The organism is Pseudomonas machongensis (assembly GCF_034961125.1).
GTDB classification, from domain to species: domain Bacteria; phylum Pseudomonadota; class Gammaproteobacteria; order Pseudomonadales; family Pseudomonadaceae; genus Aquipseudomonas; species Aquipseudomonas machongensis.
In genome coordinates, this window is the sequence record NZ_JAYFUI010000187.1 from 195047 (window position 1) to 212761 (window position 17715).

A 17715-nucleotide genomic window follows, 5' to 3' on the forward strand; every position below is an offset into this window, starting at 1 on the left:
TCCATGCACCTGCTGCGGACCCAGCCCGGCGGCTTCGTGCCGGACGACAGCATTGCCGACCTCGGCCAGACGCCCGCCGAGCTGGTGATTCTCTGCAGCGGCGACTCTCACCTGGCACTGCTCGCCGAAACCGCCGAGCAGCTGCCGGACGATTTCCCCAGCCTGCGCCTGGCCAACCCCATGCAGGTGCAGAACCACGCCTCCGTCGACCTTTACATCGATGAGGTGTTGCGCCATGCCAAGGTGATCCTGGTGTCGCTGCACGGCGGTGTCGGCTACTGGCGCTACGGCGTAGAACAGTTGGTCGAACTCGCGGCGCGTGGGGTGCAGTTGATCCTGGTGCCCGGCGATGACCGCCCCGACCCTGAGCTGACGCAGTTGGGCACGGTGCCGACCGAGCAGGCCGAGCGGCTCTGGCACTACCTGCGCCAGGGCGGCAAGGCCAATGCGGTCAACCTGTTCAATTGCCTGGCCAGCCAGTGGCTGGGGCGCGACTATGCCTGGGACGAACCCCAGCCGCTGCCGCGCACTACGGTCTACCACCCTGGCAAGCCCAGCGCAGGGCTTGAAGACTGGTTCCCCGAGTGGCACCCGGAGCATCCGGTAGCGCCGATCCTGTTCTATCGCTCGCACCTGCAGGCCGCCAACACCGCGTTCATCGATGTGTTCTGCCAGCGCTTGCAGGCGGCCGGGCTGAACCCATTGCCGATCGCAGTCGCCAGCCTCAAGGAGTCGGCCTGTCTGGAACAGGTCGAGGCCTGGCTCGACGAGGTCGGCGCCGAGGTGGTGATCAACACCACAGGCTTTGCCTTGTCCAGCCCGGAGCGGCCCAACCTGCGCCCGCTGCGCCGCGACGTGCCGGTGTTGCAGGCGATCTGCGCCCAGGACAACCAGCCCGGCTGGGAAGCCAGCGAGCAGGGCTTGGGCGCGCGCGACCTGGCGATGCACATCGCCTTGCCGGAGCTGGACGGGCGCATCATCACCCGGCCGGTCAGCTTCAAGGACCTGGCCTGGCGCAGCGAGCGCAGCCAGTCCGATGTGGTCTGCTACAAGGCCCATCCCGAACGCATGGATTTCGTCGCCGAACTGGCGCGGCGCTGGGTCGAGCTGGCGCGACTGCCCAATGCTCAGAAGCGTGTGGCGCTGGTGCTGGCCAACTATCCGACCCGCGACGGGCGTATCGGCAATGGCGTGGGGCTCGACACGCCGGGCGCCGCGCTGAACATCCTGCATGCCCTGCAGGCCGAGGGCTACCCGGTTGCGGGCCTGCCGCAGACGGGCACGGCGCTGATCCACGAACTGCTCGGCGGCGTGACCAACGACCTGGACCACCTCGACCAGCGTCCCTGTGCCCAGAGCCTGTCCCTGGACGACTACCTGGCGGCCTTCGCCTGCCTGCCCGAGGCCAACCAGCAGGCGGTGCGCGAACGCTGGGGCTCGCCCGAGCAAGACCCGATGTTCCGCAACGGCCGGATGATGATCGCCGGTCTGCGCTACGGCCTGACCTTCGTCGGCATCCAGCCGGCCCGGGGCTACCAGGTAGACCCGAGCGCGGTGTATCACGACCCGGACCTGGTGCCGCCGCACGGCTACCTGGCGTTCCATTTCTGGTTGCGCAACGGCTTTGCCGCCGATGCGCTGATCCATGTCGGCAAGCACGGCAACCTGGAGTGGCTGCCCGGCAAGGGTGTCGGACTGTCCGCCGAGTGCTGGCCGGATGCGCTGCTCGGCCCACTGCCGAACATCTACCCGTTCATCGTCAACGATCCCGGTGAAGGTGCCCAGGCCAAGCGCCGCACCCAGGCGGTGATCATCGATCACCTGATGCCGCCGCTGACCCGCGCCGAAACCTACGGGCCGCTGCGGCATCTGGAGCAGCTGGCCGACGAATACTACGAGGCGCAACTGCTCGACCCGCGCCGCGCCCGCGAGCTGCAGCGCGACATTCTCGAACTGGTCAAGGCCAACCATATCGACCGTGACCTGCAGCTCGAAGGCCAGCTGGACGATGCGGCTGTCTGGCTGCCGCGCCTGGACACTTATTTATGCGACTTGAAAGAGTCGCAGATTCGCGATGGCTTGCATGTCTTTGGTCAGTCGCCGCAGGGGCGCCTGCGCAGCGATACGCTGCTGGCGCTGCTGCGGGTCGATCGGGGTGACGGCCGCGGTGGCAATGCCAGCCTGCTGCGCGCACTGGCACGCGCTCTGGAACTGGCGTTCGACCCGCTGGACTGCGACCTTGGCCAGGCTTGGCAAGGGCCGCGTCCCGAGCTGCTGCAGGCGCTGGATGCTGCGTTGTGGCGCACCCAGGGTGATACCCGTGAACGTCTGGAGATGCTCGCCCTGGCCCTGATCGAAGGGCGCCTGGCAGCACCCGATACCGCGCAATGGCAGGCGGTGCATGCCGTGCTGCAGGCACTCGCCGACGAAGTCGCGCCGAACCTGGATGCTTGTGGCGCCGCCGAGATCGACGGCCTGCTCGCGGCCCTGGCCGGGCGTTTTGTGCCGGCAGGCCCCAGCGGCGCACCCAGTCGCGGGCGTCTGGACGTGCTGCCTACCGGACGCAACTTCTACACCGTGGATGTGCGCAACCTGCCCACCACCACCGCCTGGCGCCTGGGCTTTGCCTCGGCCAGCCTGATCCTCGAGCGTCACCTGCAGGAGCATGGTGATCACCTGCGTCAGCTCGGGCTGTCGGTCTGGGGTACGGCGACCATGCGCACCGGCGGTGACGATATCGCCCAGGCCATGGCGCTGATGGGGGTGAGGCCGGTATGGGCCACCGGCAGCCAGCGGGTCGATGACTTCGAAATCCTGCCCCTGAGCCTGCTCGATCGCCCGCGGGTCGATGTAACCTTGCGCGTGTCGGGTTTCTTCCGCGATGCCTTCGGCAACCTGATCCGCCTGTTCGACGCGGCAGTACAGGCCGTGGCGGCGCTGGATGAGCCAGACGACCTCAATCCGCTGGCTGCCCGCGTGCGTGCCGAGCGCGAGGCGCTGCTGGCGCAGGGCGTCGATGCCGAGCAGGCCTCGCGCCAGGCGGGTTGGCGGGTGTTCGGCGCCAAGCCGGGTGCCTATGGCGCGGGTGTGCAGAACGCCATCGACGGACGCCTCTGGCAGGGGCGCGCGGACTTGGCTGAGGTCTACCTCAACCATGGCGGCTACGCCTACGGTGCTGCCGATGAGGGCACACCTGCACGGGCACAGTTCGCCCAGCGCCTGGGGCAGGTCCAGGCGGTTTTGCAGAACCAGGACAACCACGAGCACGACCTGCTCGACTCCAACGACTACTACCAGTTCCAGGGCGGCATGCTCGCGGCAGCCGAAACTTTGGCCGGCGCCACGGTCGCCAGCTACCACGGCGACCACAGCCAGGTCGATCGCCCGCGTATCCGCACCCTCAAGGAGGAGCTGAACCGGGTGATCCGCGCGCGTGCGCTGAACCCGAAATGGATCGACGGGGTCAAGCGTCACGGCTATAAAGGTGCCTTCGAACTGGCGGCGACGGTCGACAACCTGTTCGCCTTCGATGCCACCACTCACCTGATCGACGATCACCATTACCAGTCGCTGGCCGATGCCTACGTGCTCGATCCGGCGACCCGAGCATTCATGCGCGAGCATAACCCGCACGCCTTGCACGATCTGACCGAACGGTTGCTGGAAGCCCAGCAGCGCGGTCTGTGGCAGGCGCCGGGCGATTACCGCGAGGCCCTCGAGCAGCAGTTGCTCGACGGCGAGGAAGAGGCCTGAAATGACCGAACCCCTGCAGTTCCCCCTGGCCGCCGTGGTCGGTGCCGAAGACCTCAAGCTGGCGCTGTGCCTGACCGCCATCGACCCGAAGATCGGCGGTGTGCTGATCGAAGGTCCGCGTGGCATGGCCAAGAGCACCTTGGCCCGGGGCCTGGCCGACCTGCTCGGCGCAGGCCCTTTCGTCACCCTGCCGCTGGGCGCGACCGAAGAGCGGCTGGTCGGTACTCTGGATCTTGATGCTGCGCTGGGGCAGGGCAAGGCACGCTTCTCGGCGGGCGTGCTGGCCCAGGCGGATGGTGGGGTGCTCTATGTGGATGAGGTCAACCTGCTGCCCGACCCGCTGGTAGACCTGCTGCTGGATGTGGCGGCCAGCGGCACCAACCGCGTCGAGCGCGACGGCATCTCGCACCGTCACGCCGCGCGTTTCGTGCTCATCGGCACCATGAATCCGGAAGAGGGCGAGCTGCGTCCGCAGTTGCTCGACCGTTTCGGCTTGAACATCGCCCTTGAAGGCGCGCCTGAGCCGAACGACCGTCAACAGATCATCCGCCGCCGCCTGGCATTCGACAGCGACCCCGAGGCGTTCTGCGCGCAGTGGGCGGCGGCCCAGGCGCAGTTGCGCGAACGCTGCCAGCACGCGCGTGAGCGCCTGCCGGCCATTGCCCTGGACGACCAGGCGCTGGCCTGGATCACCGAGCGTTGTTTCGCTGCGGGTGTCGATGGCCTGCGTGCCGACCTGGTCTGGTTGCGGGCGGCACGCGCCCATGCCGCGTGGCGCGGTGCTGCGGCCATCGGCGAGGACGATGTAGAGGCTGTGGCCGAATTTGCCTTGCGCCATCGCCGCCGTAGCGCAGAGCCGCCCGCTGGCTCGAACACGCCACCTCAGGGCGGCCAGCAGTCGCAAGACCCGAGTGGACAAGGTGACTGGGGGGCAATGGAGGCACAACCGGTGAGCGCAGGTGCCCGGCGTGAGGTGCCGAACTGGGCAAAAAAGCCCTGAGCATCCGCGCACGAAGTGGTTCAGCGGCGGATGCCAGGCCCCGTGCCGGAAAACTGACAGGTGCCAGCCGTGGACGCGCCCGTGCAGCCGCTGACGGTCGGGTCGCCTGGCTGCCGACCCTGCTCAAGGGGCGGCCTCGCCGTGTCGAGGACCTGTGCTGGCAGCAACGCCGTGGGCAAGCGCCGGAACTGTGGTTGGTGATCGTCGATGCGTCGGCGTCAACCCGCCGCCACCAATCCCTTGCGCAAGCCAAGGGGCTGCTCGAGACCTTCTTCGACCAGGCCTACCGCCAGCGTGCGCGCCTGGCGTTGCTGACCGCCAGCGGCAGCACGCCACAGTGGCAGCGTCATGGCCTGAAGGCCTCGGCTGCGCTTCAGCCGTGGCTGCGGGCGCTCGGGGCGGGAGGCGGCACGCCGTTGCTCGCGGCCCTGGAGGAGGCGCGCCAGTGGTTGCTGCGCCGCGGCAAAGCGCACCCTGGGGAGGTACAGCGCTGCCTGGTACTGACCGACGGTCGCCTGCAACGCTGGAAGCCTGTGCAGCCGATGCCCTGTGCCTGCGTGCTGGTCGATATCGAAACGGCGCCGGTGCGCCTGGGGCGGGCACGGCAACTTGCTGCGCAACTGCAGGCGGATTACCAGCATGTCGAGCAGTTCAGCGTTGTTGAATAAAGTGGGCGCGCGACAATAAGTCGCACAAACTGAAAGTTGCCGTAGCGGCAGGGGGAAAGTTGCACAAGTGCGCGACAAGACGCGCACCTGTGCGACGGCAAGTTATGCCTTGGGCATGGACCAGGGTTGCAGGTCGTAGCCTTTTTCGAACAGCTCGGCGCGGACTTCCTCGATCAGGCTGGCCCATTGTGCCGGGTCCGAATAGATGCGCGAGGATACCTGCTTGCTGCCGATGCGGGTGCTGGTCCGGTCGATCACTGCCAGGCTCAGTTCACCAGTACCGTTGGGTGCATCCCAGGCAACGCACTGGAAGGGTTCGAAGGCGTGGTCGGCGATCAGCAGTGCTTCGTTGACACGGAGCGGGGCATTCATGGTTCGGTCTCTCTTGTAGTCCCAAACAGCAAATGTGTGTCCGCGCGGGTAAAGAAATGAACGATTGCAGCGCGGGGTTATTGGTACTGATGCTCCGGGTCGTGGGTGAAGTCACATGGCAGTCGAAAATTTTTTTATAACGATAAAAGTTATCCGTTGTATGTGCCGCCTGTGACGCCGGTTATTGGCAAAAATTCCAGGTTCGCTTTGTGTGACGGCATTTGGCAGACAAACGGTAGTGGGCACCGTCAGGTTCGTTGCTACTGTTAATTCGGGCGCCGCAACTTACTGTTTCTAATTAAAAAACTGAAAATTGGCGCCAAGGATAGGTCATGCTTGAACCTGCATCCCAACGCCGTCTGCTGATTGTCGACCCCTGCGACGATTGCCACCGTCTACTGCCGGGCCTGCGGGGCGCCGGTTGGGATGTGCGCAGTTGCACCCTGGGCGCTGCGCTCGAACATCCTTGTGACGTCGGCCTGTTGCGATTGCAGGCCTCGCACCTGCGTCACCAGGATGCCGTCAAGGATCTGATCAAGCGCAGCAATACCGAATGGATCGCCGTGCTCAGCGCCGAAGAGTTGCGCATGCAGAACGTCGGCGATTTCGTCTGTGAGTGGTTCTTCGACTTCCATACCCTGCCATTCGATGTTTCCCGGGTGCAGGTCACCCTCGGGCGGGCGTTCGGCATGGCGCGCCTGCGTGGCAAGGGGGCAGTGCGGGTCGATGAGCCCGAGCACGAACTGCTCGGCGAGAGCCGACCCATCCGCGAGTTGCGCAAGCTGCTCGGCAAGCTGGCGCCGACCGAGTCGCCCGTACTGATCCGTGGCGAGAGCGGCACCGGCAAGGAGTTGGTGGCGCGTACGCTGCATCGTCAGTCGCAGCGGCATGACAAGCCATTCATTGCCATCAATTGCGGGGCTATCCCCGAGCATCTGATCCAGTCCGAGCTGTTTGGCCACGAGAAAGGCGCCTTTACCGGCGCGCATCAACGCAAGGTCGGGCGTATCGAGGCGGCGCACGGCGGTACGCTGTTCCTCGACGAGATTGGCGATCTGCCTCTGGAGTTGCAGGCCAATCTGCTACGTTTTCTGCAGGAAAAGCACATCGAGCGCGTCGGCGGTAGCCAGCCGATTCCGGTGGATGCGCGGGTGCTGGCGGCGACCCACGTGGACCTGGAGCAGGCGATCGAGCGTGGCAGGTTTCGTGAAGACTTGTACTATCGGCTCAATGTTCTGCAAGTGGTGACTGCGCCTCTGCGTGACCGCCACGGTGACCTGTCGATGCTGGCCAGCCATTTCTCGCATTTCTACAGCCTGGAAACCGGGCGACGGCCGCGTTCGTTCAGCGACAATGCCCTGGCGGCCATGGGGCGCCACGAGTGGCCCGGCAACGTACGCGAACTGGCCAACCGTGTACGTCGCGGACTGGTGCTGGCCGAGGGGCGGCAGATCGAGGCGCAGGATCTGGGGTTGCAGGTGCTGGAGGAAGCTGAGGCGCCGCTAGGGACGCTGGAGGACTACAAGCACCGGGCTGAACGCCAGGCGCTGTGCGATGTGCTCAACCGCCACAGTGACAACATGAGCATCGCGGCGAAGGTGCTGGGGGTTTCCCGACCGACCTTCTACCGCTTGCTGCACAAGCATCAGATCCGCTGAATCCTGCAGGAGCGGCGGTTCGGCGCTCCGACTTGCCCGCGAAAAAGACACCGCGATGCCTGGCACGGATCACGCCCGCTTTTGATTCAACTCGACTGCGCGATGTGGCCGTCGTCCTGTATTTCCTCGATCACGTCCTCTTCTCCCGGCAGGGCGGTGATCACGCTGAAATCGCTGACTTCCACTTCACCCCCGCCATAGCCGAGCAGGTGAAAGGAGAACGCCTTGCGCTCGATGGGGTTGTCGAAGCCGAACTCCAGCTCCATCGGCTGGTCGGCCGTGACCAGGATCTCCTCGGGCAACCCCAGCGGTACGTCCTGTTCTTGCTGCTTGGCCTTGAGCTGGATGTGCGCCCGGTGGGCAGGGTCGAGCGAGCGCACCTTGACCCGCACCCGGGTGTACGAGCCTTGGGGCATTTCCAGGTACTGCGCGCCGATCAGATTGTCGGCCCAGTCATCACGAATGCGCTTGTGCAGAGGAATGGCCGACGGCCCGCCAAATTGGTAGCGCAGGTTCAACGGGGTTTGCAGCAACGAGTGGTCCAGCACGCCGGCCAGCGCTGTGATCTGGCGCCCCAGCGGGGCTTCGCCGCGGCCGAGGAACTGCGCCTGGTCGGCGATGAATCCCTCGCTTGCGTAGCGTCGGCAGCGTTGCTGGAAGTCGCATTCGCTGAAGGTGCCGCGGCCATCGTGGTAACGCAGCATGCCGTTGGTGAAAGAGATCATTTCCCGGCCGCTGTCGTAGTCGCGGTACAGCGAGCGGCCGGCCAGGGCGGCGGGAATCGGCAGCGCGAAGTAGTCGAGCAGCGAAGTGGCCAGGTCGACATGGCCGTAGGTGCCGTGCTTGATCTTCGGCAACTGTGCCTGTTCGGGTGCGAGGGTGAGGTTGAAGCCCCAGGACGAGGCCAGGCGCACACCGTCGATGCCGTGGGACTCGTCCGAAGTGATGACCACCAGGGTGTCCTTGAGCACGCCCTGGCGCTCCAGGGTGTCGAGGAACGCGCCCAGGGCGTCGTCCAGGTAGGCGACCGCCGCCTGTTTGGCGCTGTCGTAGCGTTGCAGGTAATCGTCTGGTGCGGAGTAGGGCTGGTGGGTGCCGACCGTGAGCAGGGTCAGCATCCATGGCTGGCGCTGTTTGCGCAGCTCACCGACATAGCCCAGCGCGCCCTCGAAGAAGGCCTTGTCGTCCTTGCCCCAGGGGAACTCGAGGTAGTTGTCGTTGCGGAACCACTCAAGGCCGTGCACCGAGTCGAAGCCGATGTGCGGCATGATTCGGTCCTTGGCCATGAAGCGCAGGCCGGCGCCCTGCAGGTAGTGGGTGCTGAAGCCGGCCTGGCGCAGTTGTGCGGGCAGGCAGGCCTGGTTGCGCAGGTCCTGGGTCAGCAGCTCGACACCCTTGGGCGTGCCGTTGGCGAGCTTGTCGTAATCGCCGCAGAGCATGGCGTACAGGCCACGAATGGTCTGATGGGTGTGCAGGACATAATCGGGTGTGTTCATGCCGCGTTCGGCCCAGCGGCTGAGGTTGGGCATCAGGTCGTCATCGAAACGGCTGTGCAGGGCTTGCCGGTTGGCGCGCACATAGGCGCCGGGGATCCCTTCGAGGGTGATGACCAGCAGGTTGCGTGCGCTGCCGGAGGCTTCGAACAGCCTGCGGCCGTCGAGGTCGGCCTGGGTCAGGCCGGCGCTGGGCAGCGGTGTGACCGTCAGGTCGTGGCCCAGCCAGGCCTGTGCCTTGAGTTGCAGGTCGCTGGTGCCTGCCGAGAGCAGTTGATGGGACAGGTTGTACTGACGCCACTGGTCGGCATCGGACGGTATCAGGTGCTCGCTACCCCAGTGCGCGGCAAGCAGTACTGCAGGGGCGGCCCAGGCCGCACGTGGCAACGCCGGGGCGGATTGGCCGCGCTGCAGCCAGCGGGTCAGCAGCCAGGCTGAAAGGGCGGCACCGAGGGTCCAGGGCAGCCAGGGATGAGCGAGGGCTCCGCCGGTGGAGTTTTCCATGAACTGTGGGTCGAACAGATAGCCCAGGTCGCTGCTATTTGGCAGACGCCCGACCGCACTGACCAGCTCGGCCGAAGCCACCAGCAGCCCACCCCAGGCCAGCAGCACCGGCAGTGCCAGCCACCAGGGGCTGCGCTGCAATAGCAGTACCAGCAGGATGCCGATCGCCAGGTCCGACAGGTACCCCAGCGGATCGGACCAACCCAGCAGTGCGCGGGCGGCCAGGGGGATCACCACGACCAGCACTGCCAGGGTGGCGAGCCGAGCGCGGGGATGGCCAAGCATGTTCTTCACGAAACGTCCTTCCTTGCCATGAAACAGTCACAAAAATGTGCTGCATCATAACAGGACCCTCACGGGAAGGCCGGAAGCGACAAGGTTGGTTACCAATTGAAGTGCAGGGGCGCGAGGCGCCCCCGGGCTGGATGGATCAGAAGTAGTAGGGGAATTTCAGGCTGAAGGTGAAATCCGGTGCATCGTCGGTCAAGCCGATCGACAGGTTCGGCACGATGGTCAGGTTGTCGGTGGCCGCGAGGGTCATGCCGACGTTGAAGTAGGCAGCGTTGGCATCGCTGCTCTTGACGTCGGCCCAGCTGTCGCCGGTTTCCGCGGACTTGATCCGCGAGCGCCGGGCGATCAGGTCCGAGACCGAGAACGACATCGACATCTTCTCGTTGAGGGCGAAGGCCACGCCTGCACCGATCTGGAAGCTGTCGCCGATCTTCACCTTGCCCGGTACTTTCTGGTTGATCGTCGAGCTGACGTCGCTGAACGAATCCTCGAAGGTGTGGGTGTACGACAGGCTGCCGAACAGCACTGCCGGGTCGAAGGTCTTGACCAGCGAGATGCCCGGGGTGATCGACCAGACACCGTTGCCGGTGGGCAGGTCTTCGGGGTAGCTGAGGCTGTCGTTCTCGGTGTCGCGCAGCAGCTTGATACCGAACGGATCCTTGCCGGTCGGTGCCTTGACCCGCACGCTGAACACCGCATCCGGGGTGTTCTCCGACTCGTCGAGGAACTTGTAGGCCACGCCGAAGTTGACGTCGCCAAGGGTTGGGTCGCGGGTGATGGTGCGTTCGGAAATACCCTGGGCGTTACCGCCGACACCCCCGGACTGGTAGGTCGACTCGCGGTAGACGATCGGCACGTTCACGTCGAACTGCCAGCGGTTGTCGAGGTTGTAGCGCGCGGTGAGGTCGAGCGTCCAGTTGTCGGCCTTGATCCGGTCCAGGTTGATGTTGCCCAGGAAGATCGAGTCCAGCGCCAGGAAGCCGTTGAGGATCAGTTGGCGGGTGTCGTAGCGGGCATAGGTAATGCCGGTCTCGACGCTGAACTTGCCGCCACCGAAGAAGCCACTGGCTTCGTCGTAGAGGTTGGACACACTCTGCGCCGGCTCCGAATCATCCTTGAGCGACTCGCCATAGGATGAACCGTTGCCGCCGGATGCGGCGATCGCCTGGTTGTTGCGCGGCTCGGAGGCCGGCGAGCGGGTCAGGCGCTTGGGGGGTGGGGCGGCGGGTTGCTCTTCGACCTGGCGAACGCGCTGTTCGAGCACCATCAGCGCCTGTTGCTGCGCTTCGTAGCGCTGCTTGAGCGCAGCCAGTTCGGCTTTCAGCGCGTCTACCTGAGGGTCACTGGCTGCATAGAGCAGTGACGATGGTACCAACGTCCCCAGGCAGACAACTGCCCCCAATGACAACGATCGATGCATAAGTTAGCCGTCCCTTCCAACTGCGATGATTGAGACGAAGCGTAGATCAATATCCTGAAACACGAAGGCCCTTGAGTTGATCAAGATTGCAGTTCAGCGCACCTGCCGAAGGCAGGTTGTCGCGCAGCACCACATTGAGCTGTGTCAGGTTGCTGACGGCGTTGCTGCCGCCCAGCAAGGTGGTGGCCTGGAGCAGCCCACCATCGGCCAGGCGTTGCAGGCTTTGCCCTTGATTGTTGTTGGCCTGGATGGCCATCTGGATCCCGCTGCCACTGTTCGAGACGCTGAGCGTGCCGGCGTTGTTGCTGGTGCTCAGGGTGGTGCCTGCGGCCAGGACCTGGCCTTGCGGTACGCCGGCATCAGCGACCTGGCTGGCCTCGCGGACATTGATGGCGACATCGTTATAGGCGCTGTTGTTGTCGCCGGCCGCGCGCACCGACTGGGTCACGCCCTGGGTGGTGTTGACCAGGCCTGCGCCGCCGTTGACCAGGCCATTGCCGCGGCCAGGGGCGTTGCCCGAGCCGTTCTCGCCGGTCATCGACACGTAGAACTGCGGTTTGATCACGTTCTGCTGTACCTGCAGGGTCGTCGTGGCGCCGATGCGATCACCGGCGGCGTTCTGCCAGGTACTGCTCATGACGATACCGAAACTGATGATCCGTCCCGGCATCACGTACTTCCCACGCAGTTGGGCAAGCTCCTGGTCCTTGACCTCGATGGGCTTGAACACCTGGGCGTGGGCGGGGAGGCTGGCAGCCAGGCATGCTGCGACCAGCCAGGTGGTAGTCTTCATCGCTGCTCCCCGGGACTTCGTGCCCCTTGTAATCTTCAGAAGAAATCGCTCTGGATGAAACCGAACTCCATCAGTTGCGCGTCTTCTACCGGATAGAAACCGTTGACGCGGTTCTTCGCGGTCAGAGGTGCCGGCGGGTCGAGCAGGGCGTTGGCCTTGTCGTAGCCGGGGCCGATGACGGCGAAGATGATGCCGTTCCAGCCTTTGAGGAAATCGTCGAATTTGTAGCGTTTGTGGCCCAGGACAGGGTCGCCGATATAGACCCAGCCCTTGTCGATGCGCTGCAGCACCACGAAGTGCTTGTAGCCACGGATGTCCATCAGCACGATCACCGGAATGCTCACCTTTTCCAGGGTGTCGGGTTCGACCCGATAGCCCCGGGCGCGCATGCCGATGCTTTCGACGTAGCGCTTCATGTCGAGCATGGAGAAACCCTGCACCTTGACGGTGTCCTGGTCGGAATGGGCGAGCATGCCTTCGATGACCTGGTGTTCGTCCACGTCGAGCCAGTAGGCCTGCTTGAGGACGGTGGCCAGGGCGGCGGCGCCGCAGCTGAAATCGGTCTTCTGTTGCACAAGGTCGGCGAAGCGCCGCTCACGCAGGCTCTGCACCGGCTTGTAGACGAGGGTGCCGCCTGGCAAGGCGGCAATCGGCATCTGTGCCGCTTCTACGAGACCGGCCAGGAACATGAGTGTGGCAAGCAGGACAATGCGCATGACCTTCTCCACCGGGTAGAGACAGGGAAAGGGGCCCCGAAGGGCCCCGATCGGCTGCTGTTACATGCAGGCTTTGCAACCTGCGGCGATGGACAGCGAGTTGGTCTGCTGGTTGCCGCTGCCGGCCGAGACGTTGGCGCCGACGTTGCCCGACACGCCATTGAGCGAGTTGCTCAGGTTGGCGTTGTTGGTCACAGGGTTGCGCCAGCCGGTGGGGGTCAGGACCTGATAGGAGGCAACGCCGGCCAGGCCGAAGGTGCCTTCTTCGTGGAACTTCAGCGGGTCCTTGTCGACATGGGTGTTGCCATGGCGATCGCGGCTGCTCTCGTCTTCGACGTAGCCGTAGCCATTGCCTTGGTAGTGCCCCACTGCAGCGAAGGTGGAGGTGAGGGTTTCCTTGCTGTAGGTACGGTCGGCCTTGTTGGTGACGTTCAGGCCGCCGACGTTCTGGTTGGCTGCACCGGTGGCGGCAGCGACACGGCCACCCGACACGGCGATGGCCATGTTGTTTTTCTGTTGGTTGAAGTCCCCGGCGGTCACGTTGATGCCGATGTTGCCGGAGCTGCCGTTGGCCGAACCGGTGAGGTTGGCGTTGTTGGAGGTGGAGTAGTTCTTGACGGTGTTGCCGGCGTTGGTCTGGGTGGCCTGGGCCATGGCCACGGCACTGCCGAAGATGAAGTTCTCATCGGCGGTGGCGATTGCCGCAACGTTGTCCTGCTGGTTGCCGCTGCCTGCGGCAACGTTGGCGCCCAGGTTGCCTTGAGAACCGTTGGCCGAGTTGTCCATGCGGGCATCGTTGCGGGTGCCCTGGTTCAGCACACGGTTGCCGGAGTTGTTCTGGGTGTCCAGAACGGTAGCGGCAGAACCGGCGTTCACCAGCAGGGACAGCAGCAGGCTTTCGTTGTTGTTATGGCCGTTGTTGTGGCCGCCGTGGTTGTCGTTGCCACGGCCGCCGGCTTGTGCAGCAACTGCCATGACCGCAGCGAGGGCGAATACCAGAGGCTTGAGTGCCATTTTTGGTTTCATGGTGTTTCTCCGCTTATATTTTCGTTGTTAAGTGTTGTGTTGCTGATCGGGTCAATCCGCGACCCGGACGCTCAGGGTGTTGGCCATTCGGTTGCCCACCCCGGCGCTCTGATTCAACTGGATCACGCCACGGCTGCCGGTGAAGGCCTGGTCACTGGTCGTGACCTGGCGACTGCCGGGTGTGTGATCAGTTGCGTCGGAGCTGTTGGCCAGCGAGACGTTCTGCTGGCTGAGAATGCTGTCGTCGATGCTCTGTGCAATTGCGCTGATGCTGATGCGCACCGCGTTGGCCTGCTGCGTGGCGGCGCCCGCCGATTGGTTGATGCCCAGCATGCCGTTGCCGTTGCTGAAGGCGTTGCCATTGATGCTGGCGTGGGCGTCGAGCGCACTGTTGGCGCGAAAGTCGTTGCGTTGGCGGATCTGCGTGCTGGCCTGGCCTTCGGTGCCGATGGCGATAGCTTTCACGTTGGCCTGTTGCAGGGCGTCACCCGCGGCCTGGTTGATGTTGAGGTTGCCCTGGTAGGCGCGGCCACTGGCGTCGAGGGTGGCGTTGTCGACCACAGGGGAGCCGGCGAAGGCGCTGGCGCTGCAGCCCAGGGCCAGGCACAGCAGAGAGAGGTTGAGGGTCTGCATGATCATTGGCCCCGGGTCAGGATCTGCAGCGGCGCCATGCCGCGCTGAACGTTCTGGTTGACCGTGTTGGAGATGCTGTTGGCGCCGGACGCCCCGGCACTGGAACCGCCGGGCATGCCGGGCAATTGCGACTGGGCGGTGCCCATGCCGCGCAGATTGCCGGAGTTGTCGGGCTGGAAGATGCGGCTGACGGTCGAACCGCTGGCGACGCTGGCGAAGTCGCCATCGGTCAGTTCGTTGTTGGTCTGGGCCTGGATGCGTGCCGACTCGTTGGTGTTGGCGGTGGTCGGGTAGGGGTCTGGCGTGCCGGTTCGGCGATCAGCCTGACGCGGCTGGACATCGCGGTTGAGGACGATCACCCCGTTGCCACCAGCGAAGACCGGCGGTGCAATCGATGTGGCGGCAAGGCAAGCCAGAACGAGCAGTGCAGGCAGTGTGTTGTGCTGGTTCCCCACGGCGGTGCTCCCTTTCTGTGCGCTGGCCCTTGAGCGTTGCCAGAACAGAGAGCGAAAGCCGTGCCGGTTTTGCTTTTTGCCGATTTATCAGTGGGTTGTGCGAGGGGGGTGGCAGTGCCGGTTTTCTGCTGTATCAGCGTTGATACAAGGTGCCGGGTCGCCGCCCGTCAAGGGCCGAAGCACGGGCGATCTGGCGGGGTGCGCAGGGGGTGTATCAGCGCTGTGACAGTTCCCCCGAAAGTGTGGGGAAGGCCCCGGCAATAGGGGTTTGATGGCGAGTGGGTGTATCAGTGAGTTAACAGCCCGGCCGTGCTGAGGGGCCTGGCTGGGCTCACCCCAGGAGCTCGGCCACCGCCGCCAGCGCGTCATCCCGGCGCTGCTGCCAGTCCCCGTCAATGACCCGCAGTGGCTGGCGATGCTGTTGTAGCCAGTGCAGGCTGTCATCGAAGAACGCCTGGCGCTCCTCTATCCGCGGTTGGCAGCGCTGGCCATCACCGATCCATTCCACGCCCTCGGGGCTGAGCAGCAGGTGCAGGTCGTAGTGCCTGGCCAGCAGCGCTTGTTCCAGCCACGCCGGGCAGTCGCCGAACAGCACGCGACTCCACAACATGTTGCTCAGCAGGTGGGTATCGAGGATCAGCAGCGAAGGCGAGGCTGCCCGCGCCTGGTCTTCCCAGGCCAGTTGCCCGCGGGCGATGGCCGGGATATCGGCGTAGCAGGTATCGCGCTGCTCGGTGTCGATGAAATGGCGTACGTATTCGCCGACGGTGATGCCACCGAAACGGTGCTGGATCTCGCCACTGAGCCAGCTCTTGCCACTGGATTCAGGACCGCACAGGACCAGGACCTTCATGCGCCGGCCAGCGCCGGATCGCGCCGCCATTCCAGCCAACCGCGCACGGCGATCAGGGTGAACAGGGCGTACAACGCCGCGGTCAGGTGCAAGCCCTTGTACAGGAACAGTCCGACGAAGATCACATCGACCACGAACCACAACGCCCAGCATTGCAGGCGTTTCTGTGCCATCCACACCTGCGCGACCAGACTGAACCCGGTCAGCGCTGCATCCAGCCAGGGTTGGGCGGCGTCGGTCCAGTGGGCCATGGCGGCCCCCAGGGCGGCGCTCGCCAGCAGGCCCAAGCCCAGTCCGCGCAGCACCGTGGCGGTGTCCAGGCGTGATACCCGGCGCGCGTCCTCGACGCGGTCCGGCCGCGTCCATTGCCACCAGCCATAGAGGTTGAGCACGGCATAGACCACTTGCAGGAGCATGTCCGAATACAGCTTCACGTCGTAGAAGATCCAGCTGTAGAGCAGCACCATCACCAGGCCGATCGGCCAGCACCAGATGTTCTGCCTGACCGTGAGCCAGACGGCGATGACGCCGAGCGCGGCGGCGAAGAGTTCGAGGCCGGACATCGGCGATCCCTGAAGTATGCGAAGTCGGCGATTGTAACGTGCAAATGCCAGGCAGGTAACGCCGCGGCCATGCGGGCGTCCTGTCATTTTTGTCAGTTTCGACCTTTATCGAGAGCTGGCAGTTTAGAAGTGGCAGCGCACAGATACGAAAGCCAGGGTTTCTGCGCTGGTTAATCAACTGTTTTAGGACGAAGACATGAATGGACGATTGGCGAAGCTGATGCCTTACTTCGTACCGGCTCTGTTGCTGCAGCCATTGGCAGCCAGCGCCGAAAGCTGCAAAGACACATTGAAAACGGTGCAGACCCTGTACGACAACACGGTCGACAAATGTCGGTCCGGCCCGGCGTCGAACTGCTCAGGCCTTCTCATTCGAGGTACGCACCGATCCCCTGATGGTGCTTACGACGTATGGAATCCAAGCGCTACGGCGCAGAGGCTAGGTACGTTCGCTGCTTCCTGGATGCGCTCGGACGGCATCAGTTACGAGGATCCGGGGCTCAAAACCAATAACGGCTATATCATCGCGCCGTTCGACGAAGTCAGGAAGTCTGAGACCCCTGTTCATATCTACTGCGCGTTCCCCAATGATGCCTGGACAGATTTTCGCGACGATCAGGGCTGCGGTGACAACAAGAACAGCACCTCGACGCAGGAACCTGTGTGTCAATCGATGAAGCCTCCGATCGACAGCGCGCAGGCCTGGGTGCAGTTGTTCAACAAATACCAACGTGATCGCAAACAGGATCAGCGCCAATGTGGTTTCGATATGCGCGGTCGCGGCAGCGACGCCAATGAGGCCCGCACCGCAGCATTCCAGAAATTCATCAAGGCGCGGCAGGTGATCAATACGCGCGAATTCCAGACTCAGACCGAGCTGCGTATCGGTAACCCGAAAACCGATGAGCTGCCGATCCTGGCCTTTTTCTACAGCGAGCCCAGAGGCTTGGCAGATGCGCAGAAAAATGCGGCCGACTATAAAGCCAAAACGGGCAAGGAGCGCAATATCGTCAAGATCGACTTCCCCAGGACACCCAACGGCAAAGCCCGCTTTTCCTGTATCAGCCCGACACCTGTACCGCCTGAAAACCAGTACTGCAGCAAGTACATCGAGTCGAGCAAATGGGTGAGGCGCGATGATCCCAAGTTGGGCAAGGACACCTGGACGCTTCAGGTAGTCCCTACCGATTGTGGTCGGAAAATCAAGGACGATCAGACCGACCGTATGTGGGCCGAGCTATACAACCTGCACAAGGATGACGAGCAGTGGCGCGAATACAGCCAGTACGGCGGTTCCATGCGCCGGCAGATGGTCTGCCATCTGACGTTGGTGAGCGCCGGCAGGCCTGTGCGTGACAAACCTGAGTGGAACCTCGAGCCTGCGCGGCCCTACGTTGACCATGAGACCTCGTTGAAGATGAACTGCAACCCCTATTGAAACTCGCTCACGCTTCACCACGTTGCTCGCCCAGCGATAACCATGAAGGTATCGCTGGGCTTTTTCGTGGGGTTATCGT

At 64.1% G+C, this 17715-nt stretch carries 15 protein-coding genes; 5 read left to right on the forward strand and 10 right to left on the reverse strand.

Features of this window, described 5'->3' with window-relative positions; all coding sequences use genetic code 11:
* The first annotated feature begins 3 nt into the window (after window positions 1-3).
* Genes cobN through VA602_RS19755 form a run of 3 tightly spaced genes read left to right on the forward strand, consistent with a single transcriptional unit; the run spans window position 4 to window position 5421 of the window.
* Entirely contained in the window at window positions 4-3753 is a 3750-nt protein-coding gene (gene cobN, locus VA602_RS19745; RefSeq protein WP_323454061.1) for a cobaltochelatase subunit CobN, read from the forward strand.
* 1 nt (window position 3754) lies between these two features.
* A complete protein-coding gene (locus VA602_RS19750) occupies window positions 3755-4753 on the forward strand; it encodes an ATP-binding protein (RefSeq protein WP_323454062.1) in 999 nt (332 codons plus the stop codon).
* Window positions 4754-4806: 53 nt separating this feature from the next.
* Entirely contained in the window at window positions 4807-5421 is a 615-nt protein-coding gene (locus VA602_RS19755) for a vWA domain-containing protein (protein WP_323454305.1), read from the forward strand.
* Window positions 5422-5523: 102 nt separating this feature from the next.
* Here VA602_RS19755 and VA602_RS19760 read toward each other — a convergent pair whose 3' ends face one another.
* Entirely contained in the window at window positions 5524-5793 is a 270-nt protein-coding gene (locus tag VA602_RS19760) for a hypothetical protein (RefSeq protein ID WP_054893924.1), read from the reverse strand.
* Window positions 5794-6125: 332 nt separating this feature from the next.
* Between VA602_RS19760 and VA602_RS19765 the strand changes: the two genes are divergently transcribed.
* Window positions 6126-7451: a sigma-54 dependent transcriptional regulator gene (locus VA602_RS19765; protein WP_054893925.1), complete on the forward strand. Its 1326-nt coding sequence runs from the start codon at window positions 6126-6128 to the stop codon at window positions 7449-7451.
* Window positions 7452-7537: 86 nt separating this feature from the next.
* Here VA602_RS19765 and VA602_RS19770 read toward each other — a convergent pair whose 3' ends face one another.
* From VA602_RS19770 to pnuC, 9 genes are all read right to left on the reverse strand, one after another.
* A complete protein-coding gene (locus tag VA602_RS19770; protein ID WP_407682527.1) occupies window positions 7538-9733 on the reverse strand; it encodes an LTA synthase family protein in 2196 nt (731 codons plus the stop codon).
* 145 nt (window positions 9734-9878) lie between these two features.
* Window positions 9879-11159 (reverse strand): transporter, encoded by a 1281-nt coding sequence (locus VA602_RS19775; protein ID WP_323454064.1) that lies wholly within the window; start codon window positions 11157-11159, stop codon window positions 9879-9881.
* 46 nt (window positions 11160-11205) lie between these two features.
* Entirely contained in the window at window positions 11206-11952 is a 747-nt protein-coding gene (locus tag VA602_RS19780) for a hypothetical protein (protein ID WP_323454065.1), read from the reverse strand.
* Between the two features lie 35 nt (window positions 11953-11987).
* Entirely contained in the window at window positions 11988-12668 is a 681-nt protein-coding gene (locus tag VA602_RS19785; protein WP_186710429.1) for a C39 family peptidase, read from the reverse strand.
* A gap of 60 nt (window positions 12669-12728) precedes the next feature.
* Complete coding sequence (locus VA602_RS19790; RefSeq protein ID WP_323454066.1) at window positions 12729-13694, reverse strand: heme utilization protein; 966 nt, start codon at window positions 13692-13694, stop codon at window positions 12729-12731.
* Window positions 13695-13745: 51 nt separating this feature from the next.
* A complete protein-coding gene (locus tag VA602_RS19795; RefSeq protein ID WP_153774901.1) occupies window positions 13746-14327 on the reverse strand; it encodes an adhesin in 582 nt (193 codons plus the stop codon).
* Between the two features lie 2 nt (window positions 14328-14329).
* Window positions 14330-14782: a hypothetical protein gene (locus VA602_RS19800; protein ID WP_323454067.1), complete on the reverse strand. Its 453-nt coding sequence runs from the start codon at window positions 14780-14782 to the stop codon at window positions 14330-14332.
* Window positions 14783-15113: 331 nt separating this feature from the next.
* Window positions 15114-15635, reverse strand: a complete 522-nt coding sequence (locus VA602_RS19805; protein WP_323454068.1) for an AAA family ATPase — start codon at window positions 15633-15635, stop codon at window positions 15114-15116.
* Window positions 15632-16198: a nicotinamide riboside transporter PnuC gene (gene pnuC, locus VA602_RS19810; protein WP_323454069.1), complete on the reverse strand. Its 567-nt coding sequence runs from the start codon at window positions 16196-16198 to the stop codon at window positions 15632-15634. Before pnuC ends, VA602_RS19805 begins: the two co-directional genes overlap by 4 nt.
* Window positions 16199-16394: 196 nt before the next feature.
* On the opposite strand from pnuC, the gene VA602_RS19815 reads away from it, so the two are divergent.
* On the forward strand, window positions 16395-17636 hold the full coding sequence (locus VA602_RS19815) for a DUF2599 domain-containing protein (protein WP_323454070.1): 1242 nt from the start codon (window positions 16395-16397) through the stop codon (window positions 17634-17636).
* Window positions 17637-17715 lie beyond the last annotated feature (79 nt).